The organism is Cryptobacterium curtum DSM 15641 (assembly GCF_000023845.1).
Lineage (GTDB): Bacteria > Actinomycetota > Coriobacteriia > Coriobacteriales > Eggerthellaceae > Cryptobacterium > Cryptobacterium curtum.
The window spans coordinates 515,742-536,616 of sequence record NC_013170.1 but is presented as its reverse complement, the minus strand read 5'-3'; the positions used below and the strand labels follow the sequence as shown (position 1 = coordinate 536,616).

Below are 20,875 nucleotides of genomic sequence, written 5' to 3'. Positions count from 1 at the left end.
CCGCGCGCCCCTTCGCGCCTGCTTTAAGAAAAGCGTATCCGGGCATCCAAGCGTTGGTGCGCACCCCCGCGCACCTTGATAGAATAAATTTTAGTAAGCGCGGAGTGGGTGTAGGAGATATAAACGGGTGCTAAACGAGTTGCGCTGAAGATGTATTTAGTGCATACCATATTTTCTACAAAATTAGTTCTCCCTTAAACCGCAGGTAGATAGCTTATGATTCATAGGGTCTTCAAATAAGAACGATTTAGCGTACACTTTCGCATAAACCACTCGTCGGATATACATATCATTTGGGAGGAAGAAGGCACTCAAAGCAATGATGTATACGGTTCTGTTTTATTACACCCTCATCATCATGCTGTTCTATACGATTGTTGCGGCAACAAGTTTTTCAGCCTACTTTGTTTCGCGGCGACGGTCGTTTCTGTTTATTGCAATCGGATTTATCTTTTACTTCTTCGATGTATCGCTTGTCTTCAAAGATGATTTTGTAACTCCCGACGCTGTATTTAAGGCAGAAACATTCTGGGAAGTGGGCAATCCCCTTGCAACCATCATTACCGGGTTAGGTACCTTTCTCTTTCTCTGGATGGCCATCTGCTACTACATTGGTGAAAAACGCAAACCAGTGCTGTATGTACCCATTATCGTATGGACAATCTCAAGCTCGCTTTTGTTTGTAGCTATCACCGATCTCCAGTGGCGTGAATTCATGTTCTATCTACAGCGTGAACTGCTGTTATTTTTCTCATACGCATTCCTTGCACACCGCTACATAACCACCAAGGACGAATCGGTACATGCCTTACTCGGTCGCCACCGCCGCGCATTTTTTATCGCCCTCGTGCTAACGATCGGCATCATTCTTGAAAACGTTTACTTCCAGTTGTTATTTGATGCATCGGGAGCCCCAGACAACATGTGGTTCTTCGCAGAGCGTAACCCCATGGAAAACATGCTATTCATCTGTTTTGGCGTAGTGGCACTGCGCAATATCCAGCAGACGCTTCAACTGCGCTACGAAGCACCTCCTCAGCGCGACGATGCAACAATGGCTGAGTCCATCGATCGTATACTGCCGCTCTACTGTAAAAACCATGGCCTTTCAAAACGTGAAAGCGAAGTGTTGCGCCTTATTATCATGGGTAAAGATAACCAGAACATTGCAAGTGTGATGCAACTGGCTTTAAGTACGGTAAAAGTTCATGTACATAATATCCTGAAGAAGACAGGACAGCCTGACAGAAAAACGCTTGCCAAGAACTTCTGGAGTGATTAGGCGTTATTTGAAACAATTAAATGCTGCTTGGAGTTACTGGATACCAAAAAATTATTCTCCATCTGCGAAAATGTGACATACGTGCAGGATGGCCCGTGCGATGCGCGCTCTGTTAGAATAAGCGCACCTAAACCACCGAGAAAGGAACGAACCAGATGGCAACCATCGATACCGTTAAAGATATCCTGAGCGAAAATTTAGACATCGACCCTGAAACAGTCACTGAAGACTCCACGTTCGAATCGCTCAATATCGATTCGCTCGATATGGTCGAGCTTACCTGCGATCTTGAAGAGCGCTGCGATGTAGATATGGGCGAGCCTGAAGGTCTTGAAACCATCGGTGACCTCGTTGAATACATCGATGGTCTAAACTAAATACCTGGAAAAAATTTTGAAAAGCGGCTCTCTTGGAGCCGCTTTTTCATGCAAAGAACCCCGATAGACAGTAATGCTTGTATTGGGCTTAAGTTATTTCGAAGTCGTTTTCATAGTGACACGCCTATCGTACACAGTAGTCGGATAGCCCTTCTTTACTCTTCTACCCCCAAGGAAAAGCGGGCACGCACGAGTTCGCCTGTAAAGCCTTCTACCCCTTCACCTAAATCCCGCGCTGCAAGGCGGGCTTCTACATTTCCATCCCGCATCACAATAATACGATTACACAAACGCTGTGCCACCGCCAAATCGTGATGTACAAACAGGTACGTTATCCCCTGTCGAGCCTGAATGTCTTCAAGCAAGCAGAGTATTTGATCCTGCACGATGGTATCGAGTGAACTTGTCGCTTCATCAAGTATTAAGAGCGCCGGTGACGAGGCGAGAGCCCGCGCGATAGCCACCCGCTGCAACTGACCGCCAGAAAGTTCAAACGGACGTTTATTAAGTACGTCCGGTGAAAGCGAAACCTCTTCAAGCAAAGTGTGAATATGCTGAATCCTTTTATTAGCAGGACAGACCTTGAAGTTTCGCACTGGTTCAGCCAATAAACGCTCAACTGTCAGATGCCTATCGAATGCCAGCACGGGATCTTGCGCAACAAATTGTATCTGCGGTCGAAGTGCACGCAGCGCACTGGCAGATAAGTTGGAAACTGAGCGTCCATGCCAGAACACCTGACCAGCATACGGACGGTCAAGAAGTGCTCCTATGCGCGCGACACTGCTCTTCCCCGCCCCACTTTCTCCAACAAGCGCGACCGACTCTCCTTCATGTAGCGTCAAATTAAAGGAGGAAACCGCCATCACAAAATCACTGCCATGGCGCCAGCGCTGAGATACCTTTTCAAAACGAAGGAGTTCGTCAGTAACAAGAAGTTCATCTGCAACAGAAAATTTTCCCGTAGGAGGCAGTTCATCGGCATCAAGCGACAGATCATTTGTGATAGAGAGATCACTGATAGTAGGTAGGTTACTTGCAACGGATAGATCATCGGTAGCGGATAGTTTGTCAGCAACAGACAATCCATTGACAGCAGACACCGTATTCGCGAAAAAGCGTGATTTTTGATTGCCATCTAAGCGTGGAGTAGCTGCGATCAGCGCGCGAGTAAGTGCGGTACTCGGATAACGCAACAGATGCGTCGTATTGCCATATTCAACAAACGTACCCTGCTGCATCACAGCCATACGATCACAAGTGTGAGCTACCAGCGATATATCATGTGAGACCAGCACTAACGCGGTTCCATGAGCCTTTGCTTGCTGCATTAGAAAGTCAATCGTCGTACGGCGAGACAGCGTGTCAAGGGCGCTTGTTGGTTCGTCAGCCAGCAAAACCTGCGGGGCAAATGCAAGCGCCAGAGCAATCGCCGCGCGTTGCAGTTGACCACCAGAAAGTTCAAACGGGTATGCATCAAATACATGCCCGACATTGGAAAATCCAAATTCTTGTAAGAGGTCACGAGCTGCCTTACGCGCAATTTGACGAGAACAACCTTCTTTCAGGCGAATCGATTCCGCCAACTGAATACCAATACGCATTGTGGGGTCAAATCGCGAAGCAGGATTCTGATAAATAATAGCTAACTGTCGGCCCCGAAGAGAGCGCATATCTTCTTCTGAAAGAGTTAAAAGATCCCGCTCACATAAAAGAATGCGACCATTCACCTTGGCACTGGGAAGCAGACACTGTAATGCCCGCAGAAGCGTCGATTTCCCCGCACCACTTTCACCCACAATGCCAAGCAATTCCCCCGCTGCCAGATCGAAAGACACACCGCCAACCGCTTCTTTTTCACAATCGGGATACGCTACGTGCAAATCGTATACAGAGAGAACGGGAGAACTTTCTCGTAAGGCACCTTCCGTTGTGTGAGTAGTCGAGCCTGCCATAACGTCATGCGCCATTTCTTACCAAAGTTTGTTCGTTACGCCGTAATACTCCACAGGGTACAAAGAATAGCCCGTAACGTCTGAGATACAGACCGCGTTCATAACTGATGAACCAATGAATATGTTTGGGCAGTCCGCCATAATAAGGCGAGTCGCTTGTGCGGCGAGCTCAAATCGCGTTTCTTGGTTGAATTCACCGCGCATCTTCTCTACGAGTGTATCGACTTCATCGTTCGCATAACCACCTGCGTTTTCCGATCCATCGCTCGCAAAATAAAGCGTCAGAAAATAGCTTGGATCCCCATTGCCAACCGTTGTCGTGTTGTACAACATCAAGTCAAAATCAGCGTTGTAGTACACCGTGTCGATGTTTTCGTAGAGCTGTAAGATGATCTCGATACCAATCTGTCGATAGGCATCCTGCAAGGCTGGCGCAAGCTGCAAGAATTCGGGCCGTGACGAATAGTATGCCAACGAAAAAGAAAGTCTCTGTCCATCCTTTTCGCGGATTCCATCGCCATCAGTATCAAGATAGCCAGCACTATCCAGCAGCGTAGCGGCAGAAGAAAGATCAAATGTTTGGGCAACATCAGACACAGCGCGACTGTAAGACAGATACGACGGGAATGGCAGACCATTCGGACGAATATTGCCACCCAGTAAAAGATTACCTAGTGTTTCACGATCGGTAGCCTTACTCAGCGCTTCGCGTATCACACGATCAGCTAAAAGAGAATTACGTAAATTACAGATCACAAAGACACTGCGTACGCTTTCACTTGTCAGTGTCGTAAACGTAGGATCGTTCTCGAAGGTTTTAAGATCGCTTGCCAATAAACTTGAAGATATGTCAGCGTCATGAGAGCGTAAAGCAATCGCACGTGTATTCGCATCAGCTGCGCGACGACACGTTAGAGCCGCTACGGTCGCGGTTCCTCCCCAATACCCTTTGTAGGCACGCAAGGTGAAACTCTCGGTGCTTGAAACATCATCACCCTCGTACGGCCCTGTCCCCGCATGAGTCGGTGCGGTATCGACCACCTCGACATCAACAATGGAAAATACTGGCTCTGCTAACTCCCCCGGCAGGGTTGAAACCGGCTCGGTCGTATGAAGGACAATCGTGTTTTCATCGACATCAATAGAATCGATACGAACTTTCTTGGCAGCACGCGGCGCGCGTTCGATAGAACGCTCAAGTGACTCCTTTACCGCCTGAGGATCCATCTGTCGACCACTCTGAAAGAAAACTCCCTCGCGAATCGTAAACTGCCAGGTTAGTTCATCGATATTTGTCCAGTCGACCGCCAAACAAGGGCGCAATGACATATCGGTATCAAAGGCAACAAGAGTCTCAGTCAGGCCGCGGCAGACCGTATACCAACCATCCCATTTATTTACCGGATCAAAACTGTTGGGTGCATCGTTATAGAGGATGGTCAACGAAGCAGGCGGTTCAGATCCGTCATGTACACTACTCTTCCCGCCATCGCGCACACCTAAGGTGTCTGGTGATCCCCCACAACCAACAGCACTTATTCCTACTGCACAGGCAGCCCCACCGATAATAAGCCCTTTAGCAAAGGCACGGCGAGAAACCGCTTGTCTAGATTTTTTTGTAAGCGTGTGGCAAGAAGTTCCCTGCTCGAACGTTTGCTCATCAGATGCGTTCATAGGCGATTCTCCTTATTGTTGATAATGCGACTGAAACTCGTACCCAATATATTGAAAACAAGTACTGTGACAAATATGGCTACACCCGGAAAAAGCATCAGGTACGGTGCGCTTGAAAAGTAGAAACGACCGTCATTTAACAGAGCGCCCCATTCGGGCGTCGGTGGCTGCACTCCTAGACCAAGGAAGGAAAAAGCAGCAAGCAATAGCATAACAGGCCCTATATCGAGCACTGCCATGGCTATCGTTTGGGGAAGCATGGCGGGAAGTATATGCCGCACAGCTATCTGCCAAGCATTGCAGCCATTAAGGCGCGCTGTTTCGATAAATGGGGCATGCACAATGCCAATAACCAGTGACCGGGTCTGTCGTGCATAACGAATCCACGTGACCGCGATAATGGCAATAAAGGCATTTAACATACTTGGACCCAACACTCCCACAATTGCCACGCCTAAAATAAATTCAGGGAACGACTGAAACAAATCAGCAACACGCATGAGAAGCGTATCAACCCAGCCACCAATATATGCCGCTATAAAACCTATCCCAATACCGACAATCGCAGGTAAGGCCACAGCGGCAAGACCCATGAGCACTGAAATGCGAGCGCCCACGATAATGCGGCTCAAGAGATCACGTCCCATCACATCGCATCCAAACCAGTGACCTGGCATGGGCGGACAGAGTGTATTGGCATAGTCGGTCGCAAGCGGATCACAGGGAGTAATCCAGGGTGCAATACAAGCCAGCAAGATAACTGCTGCAACCCCTGCTGCTGAAACAAAGAACACCGCTGATCTTCCGTTTATCTGAAAGGTTTTTCTGTTCATCTGAAAGCCCGCCTTTCAGATGGCTCAAGACGAATACGTGGGTCAGCGATGCGGTAGATAATGTCAACAAACAGATTCACCATTACGAAAAACAAAGCACTAACAAGCACATATCCCTGCACAAGGGCGTAATCGCGCGCAGTAATGGCTTCAATGGAAGCAAGACCCAAACCCGGAAGATTAAATACCATCTCGGTAGTAATAGAGCCCGAAAGCATAGCTCCTAAAGCTAAGCCCGCTACCGTAAGAGAAGGAAGCAATGCATTGCGCAGTACATGGCGCCAGATGATACGGTGTGTATCCATACCACGACTGATAAGTCCTTCAACATAAGGCTTAGCAACTTCCGCAGTCACATCGGCTCGTATCTGCCCGATCAGGCGACCAACGTAAGAAAACGACAAAGCCACCACCGGAAGAAGGTAGCCTACAGCGCTTGACGCATCAGATACCGCAGGAAACCAGCCAAGTGTAAGGGCAAACAGGTATATCAGCAGTAAACCAAACCAAAAGGTTGGCATCGAAAGACTCGTGAGTTCAAACAGACGAATAAGCAGGGCGGAGAGCTTTGTCGGATGAAGGGCGGCAGTCACGCCCGCTGGAAGCGCTATACCAAGAGTCAACAACAGCGCAGCAAACGACAGCGTAAGCGTCACGGGTAATCGCTGCAGCAGCACATCAGCTACGGGAGCACTATAAACATAGCTATAGCCCCAATAGCCTTGAAAGATCCCCTGCAGCCAATTTATATACTGCGTAAAAAAAGGCTGATCGAGTCCCATGTCATGTCGTGTCTGCTCAAGCAAGTCGGGGGTTGGAGCAACCCCCTGAGCCGACAACATCATAAGAGCAGGATCACTGGGCGAAAGATGCATAAGTAAAAAACTGATAAAGCTTATGCCTACCAATAGCGCCCCAAGAGCCAAGAGACGTCTGACGACAAGCGCGGCCATAGAATTATTTCACGCCAACAATCATGAAAAGCGGTGATGAAGCATAATAGGCGGCTTCATTTGGCGTCCACACGCGCTTATGAATGTTACGATGAACCTGTACCTGCGAAAATCTCAGTTGACGAAGTGTCCGATCGTCCCATGCGGGTCGAGATTCGCGTGTCAGCGGCAACCTAGCTGCAATACGCTCGCAGCGCGTACACTGGTCGTCAGTTGCCCGACAAGCAGCTGGCAAGTCGAGTAGTTGGTCATCGGCCTGATCCATGACTCGCTGCGCTTCGATGCCGACATCCGACAAATAGGAATACCATCCCGCATCAAAGTTAATAAGACGTCCGCCAGGGATAAGCACGCGCTGCCATTCACGATAAGCGCCCAGCGGATCTTCAAGATTCCAAGTAACATTTCTCGTGACGATAACATCGAAGACGCCATCGTCAAACGGCAGAAAACGCGCATCTCCCTGATGAAAACGCACCTGCACATTATCGGCAGTATTGAGCCCAGCATGAAAAAGATTTTGGCGCGCGTGAGCAAGCATCTTTACACTGCAGTCGAGCGCATCAACTGAACAGCCCGCCTGCGCACAGAGAATACTGAAAAACCCTGGTCCGCATCCGATATCGAGCACTCGCAAAGAGCGCTTACCAAAACCAGGGATTGTATCAGCTAATACCGACCACCAATGGTGATAGATTTCTGTTGTTAATTCACGCTGAATGGTTTCACTGTACGAAGAGGATCGCTCATCCCAATATGCATCAATAGTGTCAAGCAGTGTCACGCATTCGCACATACAATTAACCCTCAGAATCAGACTCGCGTCTCTCCCCTAGACTGTATAATCCTCTGAGAAGATCGCTAGTAACACCTTTTGATTAAATCGTAACACTATCTGCCGCCGAAAGCAAGGTGTTTCCCTCACGCGATACAAATACCACCCTACCCGCTCTACCTACCATGTGTGCAAATCTATGCAGGGCGAGTAATAATAAGAGGTCTTCGCAGCTGAAATAGCAGATTTAATTGGCATGGAAGCAATAAGCCAATAGCGCGAAAAATATGGTCGCCAATACGAAGCGATAAACCCGAAACCCATTTTAAGATTCGTGAGTAAGATTCTTGAGATTCTTATTCATGAGCGAGGCTCTCAAGCGCTTCACCAGAGAAGCGATAGACTGTCCAACCATTCATTTCTTCAGCACCCAGTGAATTGTAGAAGCCACCGCTGCGCTCGTTCCAGTCGGGGCTTGCACATTCCACCCGCACCCAATCGCGTTCACGTGCAATGGAAGCGATATGACGGAACAGAGCTGACCCAAGCCCTTTACCGCGAAATTCCGGATACAGATAGATACATTCCACATAGATAGAAGGCTTACCTTGCAGCGCTGAAAAACCATGATTGAATAGGCAAAATCCAACGTCTTTACCGTTAACTTCGACAAAGATTGCCTCAGCCATACCCCGATCAAACATCCAGGTACGTAGGCGGTCTTCATCGGCGCGCACCGTTTCGCCGACTTTCTGGAATGCAGCGAATTCCTTAATGAAAGCAATGAGCTTGCCGGTATCTTCTCGCTGTGCAAATCTAAACGCACACTCCATCGGATCCTCCTTTATCGAACCCGAATCCAGAGTAACGCTGAAAACCGGATCCATTTATTTCATTTCGCAAGCATATCCATTGGCACCGAAAAGGCAACAGAATCGCCACGATCGATTTTGCTTCACACTCAACCCCACTGACCAATAACCAGAATAGTAGAAACAGTAATCACTATCCCAGCTAAATAGCGGAACCCTCGGGCGAGGGGTTCACTAACACAAAATGCCCCCGCCCGAGGTGGTCATACAAAAGTATATCACCTTACGTTATTTAGCTATTATCCCCACCGTAGGCACAGGCATCTTTAAATTTGCCGTACCCTTCAGCATCCATCTGATCGTAAGGAATAAAGCGAATCGCTGAACTATCAATGCAATACCGCAATCCCCCCTTATCAGAGGGACCATCAGGAAACACATGACCGAGATGGCTTGCGCCCACACGGCTAGTCACTTCAGTACGCACCATGCCATGACTCGTATCGGTGCGCTCAACAATCACAGCTGGGTCGATAGGCTGTGTAAAACTGGGCCACCCACAACCAGAAGCGTACTTTGATTCAGACGAAAACAGCGGTTCACCCGTCACGATATCGACGTAAATGCCTGCTTCAAATGTGTTGAAATATTCCCCTGAAAATGCCGGATCGGTACCTTCCTGCTGCGTCACGTGATACTGAGCATCCGTCAACATTGCTTTGATTTCTTCATCGGTCGGCCGCGTGTATTCAGAAGGGTCAACGTATGACTGCGCCGCTTCTAGCTGTACATCGTCCAAGCTGCTGAAATCGATATGGCAGTACCCACCGGGGTTCTTTTTCAGGTAATCCTGATGATAGTCTTCGGCTTCAGAGAAGTTCTCAAGTGGCTTAAGTTCCGTCGCAATAGGATCGCTATACTTTGTTTGTTCTTCGGCAAGTACCGATGAAAGCGTCGACGCATCGGCTTCATCGGTGTAGTACATACCAGTGCGATACTGGGTACCCCGGTCGTTTCCTTGTTGATTGTGGCTTAAGGGATTAATAATTTTGAACAGCTGCGTGGCCAAAGTACGCAGACTTACAATAGATGGGTCGTAACGAATATGTACCGTTTCGGTATGACCCGTTGTACCAGAACACACCTGTTGGTACGTGGGATTTTCGGTTGTGCCATTTGCGTAGCCACTGACAACGTCATATACCCCAGGGATACGCGAAAAGTATTCTTCAACACCCCAGAAACAGCCGCCTGCAAAATAGATATCATGCAGATTATTCGTATCAATATGCACCGTAGTTCCCTTTCCATCATCAACAACAGATGTTGTTGTATCGCCTGTCTTGCCAGCAATAAGTGCATCGATTTCGGCGCGCACTTCATCGGAAGTCATCTCGCCGGTGACTTTCTTTACGACCCGCCCCTCAGCATCGAAAAATACTGAGGTGGGATAGGCCCGAATATCAAAGTGGCTCAGCTGTGCCCCATCGCTATCGAACAGAATAGGAAACGTAAGATCTTGCCCCGTAGCCCAGGTAGAAAACGAACTTTCGTCAACTTCGCCCTTTTGCCCAGGGGCCACCACAGACAATATCTGCGCGCTGCCAGCTTCATTGTAGTCGGTTGCGAGTGAAGCGAAGTCATCGAGCCCCGCAAGGCACGTCGGACACCAGCTTGCCCAAAACTTAGTATAGACTGGCCTGCCACGGTAATCCGACAAGGTTGCCGTAGAGCCATCCAGCGCTGGCAAGGTAAAGTCTTCTGCTGCTTTGACTGACTCAGTGGTGCTCGCAGGTGTAAGCGAACGAGACGCGGAAGCGCCGGTCTGCAGCGTGTAAGCCTGCGAAATAATCATGAATAACCCCAATGCAGCAAGTACCAAGCCACCAACAAGTTTAATGGTTGGCAGATAGCGATTGAGATTACGTACCCGACTCAGTAGAAAGTCGGATCCTAACGAAAGCACCAAAAAGGGAATCGCCAAGCCAAGCGAATATATAGCCAACAGGAACCCACCAGATGCGGCAGTTCCTTGTTCGGCGGCAAGCGCCAGTATCGAAGCTAAAATTGGACCAACACAAGGAGTCCAGCCCAATGAAAAGATAAGCCCCAGCAAGAAGGCACTCGCCACACTTTTCTTTCCTGCAATGCTCTTCGGTAGCGTAAAACGCCGCTCGCGCATAAGAGGGGCAATCTTCAGCAATCCAGCCATATAAAGGCCGAAGATAAATACCACCACACCGCAGACAATCGAAAATATCGGTGACGAGATCACACCACCCAGTGCGCCTGCCCCAAACCCAAGCAGGAAAAACGCTGCTGATAATCCAATGATAAAAGCGAGCGTGCGTGCAAGTTTGCGCGCAAACGACAGCTTTTCAGAGGTGGCATCAACTGAAAGATAGGCAATATATACGGGCAAAATAGGCAGAATGCAAGGTGAAAAGAAAGAGAGTAAACCAGCACAAAACACTGCAAAGACGTAGCCGATGGAGATCATGAGGCCCCCTTCCGAAACCTACTATTAGGTCCAAGCACGACACCATCAAACTTGTACGATCGATTCGTATGATCGCATCAAATAATGTGGCGAATCAGCATGACCATACTGCCTCTGCTTCAGTTTGCCTCTTTGCTATAAGTCTACCAAAAAATTAAGAAATCTTTGGTTTTTCTTGCCCTCGATAAACGATCTATCAGGATTTACACGTCCGTTACTATCGCAGTCCCAATAGGTAGCATCACCCACCAAAGAGAGCAGCTCAACGGACTGTTGATGTTGGTGCTGGTATTGGTACTGACGCTGGTACCAGCACTGACACCGGTGCCAGAGTTTGTGCTAGTACGAGATAAATCTGGCACATACACGCCAGGAATAATTCTTGGAAACTTGTACAAATAAAATACTCAGGTGCAGCCTATGAGCCACACCTGAGTACTGTCAAAACATTACCGCTTGAGGATTATTGCGTCGCTTAAAACTTCGCGTCGCTTAAAACCTCGGCTTGGATGTTAAAACGTCAGCGCCTTTCGGAAATCTCGGCTTGGATGTCAGTGATAAAGTCATCGAGGCTGCGCTGCACGGTTTCGTTTGACCGGTCGCGCACTGAAATGTTACCCGCTTCTTCTTCCACTTCACCCAGAATAAGCATGTAGGGCACCCGATCGACACTACGTGCTTCGCGGATCTTGTAACCAATTTTCTCGTCGCGCTCGTCAACCTTCACGCGTACACCAGCTTGACGCAGCTTATCAGCAATCTGACGAGAGTATTCGCGGTGTTTTTCCGAAACCGGCAACACCTTTACCTGCAAAGGAGAAAGCCATGTGGGGAATTTGCCTGCGTACTGTTCGGTCAGCATACCAATAAAGCGTTCAAACGAACCAAAGCCCGCACGATGAATCAGGATTGGTCGCTTCTTTGAGCCATCCGAATCGGTGTATTCCAACTCAAAGTTTTGCGGCAGCTGAAAATCGAGCTGAATGGTGCCGCACTGCCAAGTACGACCAAGGCAATCCTGCAGATGGAAGTCGATTTTTGGACCGTAGAACGCGCCATCGCCTTCGTTTAAGGTGTAATCGACACCCATGGCCTCAAGCGCCTGGCGCAAACCCTCTTCAGCAAGAGCCCAATCTTCATCGGATCCCATGGAATCATCAGGGCGGGTAGAAAGCTCAACTCGATACGGAAAACCAAACTGTTCGTAATACGCCGTAATCAGATGTGCGGTATCGGTTACCTGTTCGGTAATCTGATCGGGACGAATAAACAGATGGGCATCGTCCTGCGTAAAAGCACGCACGCGGAACAAGCCATGTAAAGCGCCCTTCAGTTCATGACGATGATCTTTGCCCGCCTCAGCCAACTTCAGCGGCAGATCGCGGTAGCTGCGCGGCTTACTTTTATAAATCAGGCAGGCACCTGGACAGTTCATCGGCTTAACAGCGTAGTCTTCATCATCGATGACGGTCGTGTACATATTTTCTTTGTAATGGTCCCAGTGACCTGAGGTTTCCCACAGCTTGCGCGACAAGATAATAGGAGTATCGACCTGTTCATAGCCGTATGCCTCTTGCATTTCCATCCAATACTGGGTAAGTGCATTTTTCAGACGCATACCATTAGGCAGCCAGAACGGAAAGCCCGGGCCTTCATCGGCCATCATAAAGAGTTCCATTTCGCGGCCGATCTTGCGGTGATCACGTTTTTCCGCTTCGGCAAGCAGCTCTTCATGATGCACTAATTCTTCTTTGGTGCGAAATGCCACGCCGCCGATACGCGTCAGCATTTTATTAGCGGCATCGCCCTTCCAATAGGCACCCGAAACATTTGTTAACTTGAATGCTTTGAGCGCCTTAGTATAGGTGATGTGTGGTCCAACGCACATGTCAACGTATTCGCCCTGCTGGTAAAACGTCAAGCGCGTATCTTCAGGCAAATCACCAATATGCTCTGCCTTGTAGCTTTCGCCCCGTTCAGTCATGAACTTTACCGCTTCTTCGCGCGGCAACTCGAAGACGGTAAACTTGAGATTCTCTTTAACGATCTTTTTTATCTCAGCTTCGATAGTGGGCAGATCGTCCTCTGAAATTTTCGCATCGCCAAGATCGATGTCGTAGTAAAACCCATTGTCGTTCGCTGGTCCGTAGCCAAATCGAGCCTCAGGATATAAACGCTTAACGGCCTGCGCCAAAATATGTGCAGCCGAATGACGCAGAACGTGGAGCTCTTCGTCTTCGGGACATTCATCGATGTGTCCGTCGTTATAGAGAACCTTCATGGCTACCTCTCTTATCAATCTTTCGTCATCGGCAATTTAATTACGCTGTTGCTTAATTGCCGCGGTATTCCGCTAACTGGCACTTATGTATGACACTGACAGTCGTCACAACCCCACAGCCACACATCAGCACGCACTGTTTTACCGTTGCGTTTACCGTTATCGTTCCCGTTACCCTTACTGTTGCCGTTACAGGATGCGCAATCCCGCTTCTTTGAGCTGACGTGCTGTTACCTGGCCGGGGGCGCCCGTCATAGGATCGGCCGCACTCGATGTCTTCGGGAAAGCAATAACATCGCGGATAGAACTCTTGTCTGTCAGCAGCATAACCAGTCGGTCGAGGCCAAGCGCAATACCCCCATGTGGCGGAGCGCCAAGCTCAAGCGCATGGATCAGGTGACCAAATTTGACTTCCATATCTTCGTCTGCCACGCCACACCGACGCAATACACGCTTTTGCAGCTCGGCATCGTGAATACGGATAGAGCCACCGCCCATCTCAAAGCCATCCATAACGATGTCATAGCTGTAACTACCACAGGCAAGCGGATCGGTTTCGATTTTTACCCAATCGGATTGAGGAATCATCGTAAACGGATGATGCTCGGCCGCATACTTCTTGGCTTCGTCATCGTACTTAAACATAGGAAAGTCAACGATCCATAGCAGGCGATGTCCTGGCCGTTCAATATGAAGCAGGTCAGCCATATGCAAGCGCAGGGCAGCAAGCACCGCATTAGCAACGGCAAACGTGTCGGCAGCAAACAGCACCAGATCGCCCGGTTCGACATTCATTGCCGTCTTAATCTGGTTGTGCACTTCTTCGCCAAGGAACTTAATAATGGGGCTTTTTTCCTTGCCGTCACTTGTATACGCAATCCAAGCCATACCCTGTGCCCCATTGGCAGCAGCTACCTCGGCAAGTTTTTCGATATCGCCGCGGCTCCAGTCGCCGGCGCCCTTTGCATTAATAGCCTTCACGATGTTGCCAGAAGCAGCAGCCCCCGCAAACACCTTAAATCCGCAGTTGGCCACAATGTCGGTAAGATCCACCAATTCCATGCCGAAACGCACGTCAGGACGGTCGCAGCCAAAGCGATCCATAGCCTCTTTCCACGGCATACGCTCAAGCGGGAACGAATGCTCGACACCGGCGGCTTCAAGCACTTCCTGGAATACGCCTTCCATGAGATCCATAACGTCGGATTCACTCACGAAGCTCATTTCGATATCAACCTGAGTAAACTCTGGTTGACGGTCGGCGCGCAGGTCTTCATCGCGGAAACAGCGAGCAATCTGATAGTAACGTTCGATGCCACCCACCATAAGCATCTGCTTGAACTGCTGCGGACTCTGCGGCAGAGCGTAGAAGCGTCCGGGATTCGGCCGAGACGGCACCAGATAGTCGCGCGCACCCTCGGGTGTGGAGTTTGCCAAAATGGGTGTTTCCACCTCGATAAACCCGCGCTTATTCAGGGCAGCACGCATGGCCTGAGCCACCGTATGACGCAGCTTAAGTGCATTGAACATCTCAGGGCGACGCAGGTCCATATAGCGCCACTTCATACGGGTGGTCTCGTCGGTCTCGATGCCGTCTTCAATAGCAAAGGGCGGCGTAACCGACGTATTGAGCACCTGAAGCGAACGGGCAAGAACTTCGATTTCGCCAGTAGCCATCTGAGGATTTACTGAGCCTTCGCCACGGGCACGTACCGTACCAGTAACCTCAATCACATATTCACGGCCGAGATGTTCGGCAGCATGAAACTCTTCTTCAGTAACGCAATCAGGGTCGAACACACATTGGGTATAGCCCGTACGGTCACGCAGATCGACAAAAATCAGCCCACCGTGATCGCGATTGTGCCACACCCAGCCAGTTAAGGTAACCTCGGTTCCCTCGTCGGCCAAACGCAGCTCGCCGCACGTGCGGGTATGCATGCAATGCTCGTTCAAGTAGTCGGTCATGATGCGCGTTCCTGTCCTTACCTTTGTATCGTCGCCGCAATATCAGCAACCGGCAGGTTTCCCCACTGGCACGACCTCGCGGAATTTGCCGTGTAACGTTTGTATTCCAAACTGGGTTATTGTAGCGCAGGAGACGCCCTCTCGCCATCCGAAGTGAACGGCTCATGTGGCCTTCATGCCGCCTTCTGAAATAAATACTTACTTGGTCTCCACACCACCATGCGAAACGAAGTGAGCCACCTCAGCAAAGGAAACGGGCTGCTCTTCATGGGAAGCCATATCTCGTACCTTTGCAACACCAGCAGCCACTTCGTCGGGACCAAGCACCGCCACATAGACTGCACCAAGCTTATCAGCAAGCTTGAACTGACTTTTCAGGCTGCGACTTTGATGATCGATTTCAACTGCTACACCTGCATCGCGGCAGGTCTGCGCAAGTATGAAACCCTGTGAACGTGCCGCATCATCAACACAAGCAATAAAGAGGGTGCACGTTGGATTATTAGCCACCGACACACCAGCTGCCGTAAGCGCCAGCACACACCGCTCAAAACCGAGAGCAAACCCAAAACCGGGGCACGATTTGCCACCAATTTCTTCCATAAGGCCATCGTAGCGACCGCCACCGCCAATTGCACTTTGCGATCCCATGCCATCAACTACTTGAATCTCAAACACGGTGCGCGTGTAATAGTCGAGCCCGCGCACCAGCGAAGGGTCCTCAACGTACTCGATACCCGCCGCATCAAGATATGCTTTAACCTGGTTGTAATGGCTCTTGCAATCGTCGCACAGCCAATCGCTGATGATCGGTGCGTTGGCCATAACGCGCTGACAATCGGGGTTTTTACAATCAAACGAACGAAGCGGATTGATGTCCGCACGACGCACGCACTCATCACACATCTCGCTCGCGTGATCCATAATGTAGGTACGAACTGCTTCGCGATACGCGGGACGACAGGTGTGATCCCCCATGGAATTCAGAAGCAGGCGCATGTTTTCACGCGGGATACCAATGCGTTCATAAAAACGCATGAGCATAATAATGCCCTCGGCATCGACAGAAGGCGCGCTTGCCCCCAGACATTCAATACCTACCTGGTGAAATTCACGAAGACGACCCTTCTGCGGGCGTTCAGCGCGAAACATTGGCCCTGCGTACATAAGCTTGACGGGAGCAGAGCCCTGCGCAACAAGGTTATTCTGCGCAACCGCACGAACGACACCAGCTGTCCCTTCAGGTCGCAGTGAAAAACGACTCTCTGGTTTAACCGTTTCACCCGCCAACAAACTCTTGAGATTCTCGCCTGATATCGCCGTAAACATCTCTTTTGACACAACATCAGTTGCCGTGCCCAATCCGCGCACGAACAGGTCGGTCTGCTCGAAGGTAGGAACCTCAATGGGTACATATCCGTACCGACCAAATACCTCAAAGGCCGTATCAACAAAATGCCGATAGAAGATCGCTTTGCCTGCCAACAGATCTTCGGTTCCTTTGGGTCGTTGAATCGCCATGGATTGCTTCCTCTTCCATCCGTCTGCTCATCTATCGTGTGAGGACAACGCAGTGAACGTTCCATACGTTTGCAGCCAGTGTTTTATACATTTGCAGGCGCCTTCTACTGCGCTATACCAACACGTGCTCTGCTCCTCTGCAGGAAGCGTTACATTCGCTTATGCAAATAAGCGCTTCGCTTGGCTGCGGTCGATTCCACACTCTTGCAGTTAACTCTACATCCGCTCGATTCTAACAAATGCACCGTACCGTACCTGGATGCGCACGCCTTCCACAAACAAGTACAACCGACTCACCCTGTCCAATAAGTAGGATCACCTCTGTTCGACGAGCAATTAAAACCAGACATCTTCGTTCAACGGACACTGCAATACCAGAGCGTCTCTATTCAATGGACATATTAGATATCGGAGCGTCTTTGCTTAGTAAACATCAAATACCAGAGCCATCTTTGGAAACCACCTTTGTAAAGTCCCTGTAGCGTCTCGGTAAAACGCGGTGTTTGTTCTCGTCTGCTCTCAGCGCGTAGCACCCAGAATGCCCGTCTTACTGCTAGAATGAACACGGTTTATCTCGTCTCATAGCGGAGGGATCAGCATGGCACGAAAGATTATTCTCGATTGCGATCCAGGGCATGATGACGCTGTTGCCATTCTGCTTGCAGTTGGCAACCCTGCGATCGACCTTCTGGGGGTTACCACCGTCGGCGGTAACCAAAGCCTCGACAAAGTAACGTACAATGCACGCGCCGTGCTCGAAAAAGCACATGCCCTTAATGTTCCTGTTTACGCCGGCTGTGCGCGCCCTCTTATCCGCCCTCAAGAAGTGGCTGCCTCTATTCATGGCGAAACAGGCTTAGACGGTGTTGAGTTACCCTCCCCTTCACGTCCGCTCGAACAAAAACATGCGGTCAATTATCTTATTGAGACCATCATGGCACACGAACCCGGCACCATCACCCTGGTGCCCACCGGCCCACTGACCAACATTGCCCTTGCTGCCCGTCTTGAACCTCGCATTGTCGAACGCGTGAAAGAAGTCGTGTTGATGGGTGGCGGCTATCACGTGGGCAACTGGAGTGCCGTGGCCGAATTCAACATTAAGGTTGACCCGGAAGCGGCACATATCGTATTCAACGAACCGTGGAAGGTGACGATGGTCGGCCTTGATCTAACCCATCAAGCCCTCTGTACCCCTGCCGTGCAGAAGCGTATAGAAGCCACCGGCACTGATCTTGCGCAGTTCGTCAGCGGTTTAATGGATTTCTTCCGTCTAACCTATCAGAACAATCAGGACTTTGTTGACCCGCCCGTCCATGACCCCTGTACGATAGCGTATTTAATTGATCCGCAGGTTATCACCTGTCGGCGCTGCCCCCTTGATGTTGAGATACACAGTACCTTGACGCTTGGTATGACCGTCGCCGATTTACGCGGGCCAGAACCTGCTGCTGATGTCTGCCATACCCAAGTGGCAGTTAATCTTGATTTTGACCGTTTTTGGGATCTTATTGTCGATGCCATCGAGAGGATAGGCTAATCGCCATGTCACAGGTAAACACCCCCATTCAATCAGGAAATGCACCACGCATCGTAGTTCTTATGACCTCGCTGCTTGTTGCTATCTTTGCTTTCCAACTTAATGCATCGATGCTTTCGCCAGCGCTCGTCACTATGCAAAACGAACTTGCAACCACCGAAGCAGCCATCGGTCTGACACAGACCGTATTCTTTACGGCAGCTGCCCTGTTTTCGCTGTTTCTTCCCCGCTTAGCTGACCTTATTGGACGGCGCAAGGTACTGGGCAGCATGCTTGCACTCACCGGCGTTGGCTGCCTTATTTCGGCCATAGCTCCCGACGTCAATATTCTGATGATTGGACGTGTACTGCAGGGTGTATCAGGGCCTGTTGTACCAATGTGCTTAATTATGCTGCACGAAGAAGTAACTGATACCGCGCGCTATACTCGCCTTATGGCAATTCTGACTTCCGTTAATGGTGGCATCGCTGGCGTTGACGCAATTCTCGGCGGTTGGCTCGCGGGAAACTTTGGCTTCCGTTCGGTCTTTTTAGCCATGGCGCTCGTCGCGATTGTAGCTGTTGTACTGGTGCTTGCCTTTACCCGCGAAAGTACCGCAGATGATACTCCCAAGATGGACTGGGCTGGCGTCTTTTCTCTTGGTATTGCCTTTTTGGCAACCTACCTTGCCATCAATGAAATTCAAAAGCTTGCAGCCATGAGTGTTCCGCTGGTTGTGGGCTTTATCGTAGTGGCTGTGATCGCGTTTATTGCGTTCTGGAATCTTGAGAAACGCAACCCAGCTCCCATGGTATCGACCATCTACATGAAGCAACGTCGTACCTGGGGTTTACTCTTGACGACCTTACTTACCATGACCGGTGTGTTCGCTGTGATGAACGGTGTTGTCCCGGCAATCGCACAAGACACCACCTTATGGAGCGGCATGGGCGCTGATGTCGTGTCGTTTGCCACCTTGACCCCCTATGCGCTGCTTGGCCTGGTGTTTGGACCGATTACTGGCATGCTCGCGAGCAAGTTCGGCTACCATGCAGTGCTGCGCTGCGGCTTGGTGGTAAGCATCGCGGGCATTCTGTTTGGTGTCTTTATTGCTCAGAGCCCAAGCATTCCCCTATTGGTAGCCATTTCAGTTGTTCTTGGTATCAGCTATGCCGGTACCGCAAATATCATGCTCAACGGCTTGGGAATTATGCTTTCACCGAAGGACAATCCCGGTTATTTACCTGGTATGAACGCTGGCGCATTTAACTTAGGTGCAGGACTGAGCTTTGTTGTTCTGTATGCCGTAATGGGTGCCGTTAATATCGGGGGCGATGTGGCAGCCGGCTATGCTTCGTCCCTTATCACCGGTGCCGTTATTTTAGTGTTTGCCCTGCTTGCTTCGTTTTTGATCCCGCGTCCAGAAGACGCCGATCGCAGCTAGCAATACGCTTGTAAAAGTTGACAAGCAGCTAAAAGGAGCGAGGATGCGCAAGGTTATTGTTTTTGGCAGCTTGAATATGGATCTATCCATTGAAAGCGACCGATTACCACTTGAAGGTGAGACCATGTTTGGTCGCAACTTCATCGTTAATGCGGGCGGCAAAGGAGCAAACCAAGCCGTTGCCGCCGCAAAAATGGGAGCCGAAGTTCATATGGTTGGCGCTGTTGGAGGCGACCTCTTTGGCGACCATCTGATTGCATCTCTCGCGGAAACTGGTGTCGGCTGCGAATATGTCACTCGCTGTGAAAACGTAGCCACAGGAGTGGCGGTTATCATCCGCTGCAAAGGTGATAACCGCATCATCTTAGGTGCTGGTGCCAATCTCTGCCCCACCGCACACGATGCTGCGTGTGCCATCGAAGAACTCGCGCAGCCGGAAGATATATTCCTGACTCAGTTGGAATGCGACTTTGACGAAACACTTGGTGCGCTGCGCTATGCTCATGAAAAGGACTTATACACCGTTATTAATCCCGCCCCTGCCTGCGAGCTCCCCGCTGAGATTTATCACTCGATTGATATGCTTGTTGTCAACGAAACAGAATGCGAGCTGTTAACAGGTATCTACCCAGCCGACGAAAATGCCTGCCGACGTGCCCTACAGCTTTTCTGCGATCGTGGAGTTGAAACGGCAATCATCACCTTAGGAGAGCGCGGTTCAATACTGCAATCATCTGGCCAAACGCTGGTATCAATTCCGCCTACGGTAAACGCAGTTGACACCACCTGCGCTGGTGACACCTATATTGGCGCCATGGTTGCCGCCCACACACGGGCATGTTCGCTTGACGAGGCGATGGAACTCGCGACGAACGCCTCGGCGCTGACTACCACTACCGTAGGGGCACAGCAATCTATTCCCTACTTAGAAGACGTGCCGCGTCCGCAATGCTTTGTCTAGTGGCTTTTATCTCGTTGGG

15 protein-coding genes are annotated in these 20,875 nt (G+C 50.1%); 5 read left to right on the top strand and 10 right to left on the bottom strand.

Annotated elements, in window-relative coordinates:
- Window positions 1-319: 319 nt before the first annotated feature.
- Window positions 320-1,282: a helix-turn-helix transcriptional regulator gene (locus tag CCUR_RS02255; protein WP_012802865.1), complete on the top strand. Its 963-nt coding sequence runs from the start codon at window positions 320-322 to the stop codon at window positions 1,280-1,282.
- A gap of 155 nt (window positions 1,283-1,437) precedes the next feature.
- A complete protein-coding gene (locus tag CCUR_RS02250; RefSeq protein WP_012802864.1) occupies window positions 1,438-1,659 on the top strand; it encodes an acyl carrier protein in 222 nt (73 codons plus the stop codon).
- Window positions 1,660-1,814: 155 nt separating this feature from the next.
- On the opposite strand, the gene CCUR_RS02245 is transcribed toward CCUR_RS02250, so the two are convergent.
- The 10 genes from CCUR_RS02245 to hisS all read right to left on the bottom strand — a co-directional run bounded on the left by CCUR_RS02245 (window position 1,815) and on the right by hisS (window position 16,931).
- On the bottom strand, window positions 1,815-3,614 hold the full coding sequence (locus CCUR_RS02245) for an ABC transporter ATP-binding protein (RefSeq protein WP_169302062.1): 1,800 nt from the start codon (window positions 3,612-3,614) through the stop codon (window positions 1,815-1,817).
- Between the two features lie 18 nt (window positions 3,615-3,632).
- Window positions 3,633-5,288 (bottom strand): ABC transporter substrate-binding protein, encoded by a 1,656-nt coding sequence (locus tag CCUR_RS02240; RefSeq protein ID WP_012802862.1) that lies wholly within the window; start codon window positions 5,286-5,288, stop codon window positions 3,633-3,635.
- On the bottom strand, window positions 5,285-6,121 hold the full coding sequence (locus CCUR_RS02235) for an ABC transporter permease (RefSeq protein ID WP_012802861.1): 837 nt from the start codon (window positions 6,119-6,121) through the stop codon (window positions 5,285-5,287). The genes CCUR_RS02240 and CCUR_RS02235 overlap by 4 nt, the downstream gene beginning before the upstream one ends.
- Window positions 6,118-7,074 carry an ABC transporter permease gene (locus tag CCUR_RS02230; RefSeq protein WP_012802860.1) on the bottom strand — a complete coding sequence of 319 codons (957 nt, stop codon included), beginning with the start codon at window positions 7,072-7,074 and terminating at the stop codon, window positions 6,118-6,120. The genes CCUR_RS02235 and CCUR_RS02230 overlap by 4 nt, the downstream gene beginning before the upstream one ends.
- Window positions 7,075-7,078: 4 nt before the next feature.
- Window positions 7,079-7,870: a class I SAM-dependent methyltransferase gene (locus CCUR_RS02225; protein ID WP_012802859.1), complete on the bottom strand. Its 792-nt coding sequence runs from the start codon at window positions 7,868-7,870 to the stop codon at window positions 7,079-7,081.
- A 335-nt stretch (window positions 7,871-8,205) separates the two neighbouring features.
- Window positions 8,206-8,736 carry a GNAT family N-acetyltransferase gene (locus CCUR_RS02220; protein ID WP_217189879.1) on the bottom strand — a complete coding sequence of 177 codons (531 nt, stop codon included), beginning with the start codon at window positions 8,734-8,736 and terminating at the stop codon, window positions 8,206-8,208.
- 217 nt (window positions 8,737-8,953) lie between these two features.
- A complete protein-coding gene (gene msrAB / locus CCUR_RS07210) occupies window positions 8,954-11,161 on the bottom strand; it encodes a bifunctional peptide-methionine (S)-S-oxide reductase MsrA/peptide-methionine (R)-S-oxide reductase MsrB (RefSeq protein ID WP_012802857.1) in 2,208 nt (735 codons plus the stop codon).
- Window positions 11,162-11,681: 520 nt separating this feature from the next.
- On the bottom strand, window positions 11,682-13,442 hold the full coding sequence (gene thrS, locus CCUR_RS02210; RefSeq protein WP_012802856.1) for a threonine--tRNA ligase: 1,761 nt from the start codon (window positions 13,440-13,442) through the stop codon (window positions 11,682-11,684).
- 189 nt (window positions 13,443-13,631) lie between these two features.
- Entirely contained in the window at window positions 13,632-15,410 is a 1,779-nt protein-coding gene (gene aspS / locus CCUR_RS02205) for an aspartate--tRNA ligase (RefSeq protein ID WP_012802855.1), read from the bottom strand.
- Window positions 15,411-15,608: 198 nt separating this feature from the next.
- Window positions 15,609-16,931: a histidine--tRNA ligase gene (hisS, locus tag CCUR_RS02200; RefSeq protein ID WP_012802854.1), complete on the bottom strand. Its 1,323-nt coding sequence runs from the start codon at window positions 16,929-16,931 to the stop codon at window positions 15,609-15,611.
- Between the two features lie 598 nt (window positions 16,932-17,529).
- On the opposite strand from hisS, the gene uriH reads away from it, so the two are divergent.
- The 3 genes from uriH to CCUR_RS02185 are packed head-to-tail and all read left to right on the top strand — an operon-like array spanning window position 17,530 to window position 20,856.
- The gene (gene uriH / locus CCUR_RS02195) at window positions 17,530-18,471 is read left to right on the top strand and encodes a uridine-preferring nucleoside hydrolase UriH (RefSeq protein WP_012802853.1); all 942 of its coding nucleotides are present in this window, start codon (window positions 17,530-17,532) and stop codon (window positions 18,469-18,471) included.
- A gap of 5 nt (window positions 18,472-18,476) precedes the next feature.
- Window positions 18,477-19,895 (top strand): uridine transporter UriT, encoded by a 1,419-nt coding sequence (gene uriT / locus CCUR_RS02190; RefSeq protein ID WP_012802852.1) that lies wholly within the window; start codon window positions 18,477-18,479, stop codon window positions 19,893-19,895.
- A gap of 43 nt (window positions 19,896-19,938) precedes the next feature.
- On the top strand, window positions 19,939-20,856 hold the full coding sequence (locus CCUR_RS02185; protein WP_012802851.1) for a ribokinase: 918 nt from the start codon (window positions 19,939-19,941) through the stop codon (window positions 20,854-20,856).
- Window positions 20,857-20,875 lie beyond the last annotated feature (19 nt).

What these genes read in the sequence shown, in the direction of transcription:
- CCUR_RS02255 (WP_012802865.1), top strand. Translation starts at nt 320, where the DNA reads ATGATGTATACGGTTCTGTTTTATTACACCCTCATCATCATGCTGTTC.
- CCUR_RS02250 (WP_012802864.1), top strand. Translation starts at nt 1,438, where the DNA reads ATGGCAACCATCGATACCGTTAAAGATATCCTGAGCGAAAATTTAGAC.
- CCUR_RS02245 (WP_169302062.1), bottom strand. Translation starts at nt 3,614, where the DNA reads ATGGCAGGCTCGACTACTCACACAACGGAAGGTGCCTTACGAGAAAGT.
- CCUR_RS02240 (WP_012802862.1), bottom strand. Translation starts at nt 5,288, where the DNA reads ATGAACGCATCTGATGAGCAAACGTTCGAGCAGGGAACTTCTTGCCAC.
- CCUR_RS02235 (WP_012802861.1), bottom strand. Translation starts at nt 6,121, where the DNA reads ATGAACAGAAAAACCTTTCAGATAAACGGAAGATCAGCGGTGTTCTTT.
- CCUR_RS02230 (WP_012802860.1), bottom strand. Translation starts at nt 7,074, where the DNA reads ATGGCCGCGCTTGTCGTCAGACGTCTCTTGGCTCTTGGGGCGCTATTG.
- CCUR_RS02225 (WP_012802859.1), bottom strand. Translation starts at nt 7,870, where the DNA reads ATGTGCGAATGCGTGACACTGCTTGACACTATTGATGCATATTGGGAT.
- CCUR_RS02220 (WP_217189879.1), bottom strand. Translation starts at nt 8,736, where the DNA reads ATGGATCCGGTTTTCAGCGTTACTCTGGATTCGGGTTCGATAAAGGAG.
- msrAB (WP_012802857.1), bottom strand. Translation starts at nt 11,161, where the DNA reads ATGATCTCCATCGGCTACGTCTTTGCAGTGTTTTGTGCTGGTTTACTC.
- thrS (WP_012802856.1), bottom strand. Translation starts at nt 13,442, where the DNA reads ATGAAGGTTCTCTATAACGACGGACACATCGATGAATGTCCCGAAGAC.
- aspS (WP_012802855.1), bottom strand. Translation starts at nt 15,410, where the DNA reads ATGACCGACTACTTGAACGAGCATTGCATGCATACCCGCACGTGCGGC.
- hisS (WP_012802854.1), bottom strand. Translation starts at nt 16,931, where the DNA reads ATGGCGATTCAACGACCCAAAGGAACCGAAGATCTGTTGGCAGGCAAA.
- uriH (WP_012802853.1), top strand. Translation starts at nt 17,530, where the DNA reads ATGGCACGAAAGATTATTCTCGATTGCGATCCAGGGCATGATGACGCT.
- uriT (WP_012802852.1), top strand. Translation starts at nt 18,477, where the DNA reads ATGTCACAGGTAAACACCCCCATTCAATCAGGAAATGCACCACGCATC.
- CCUR_RS02185 (WP_012802851.1), top strand. Translation starts at nt 19,939, where the DNA reads ATGCGCAAGGTTATTGTTTTTGGCAGCTTGAATATGGATCTATCCATT.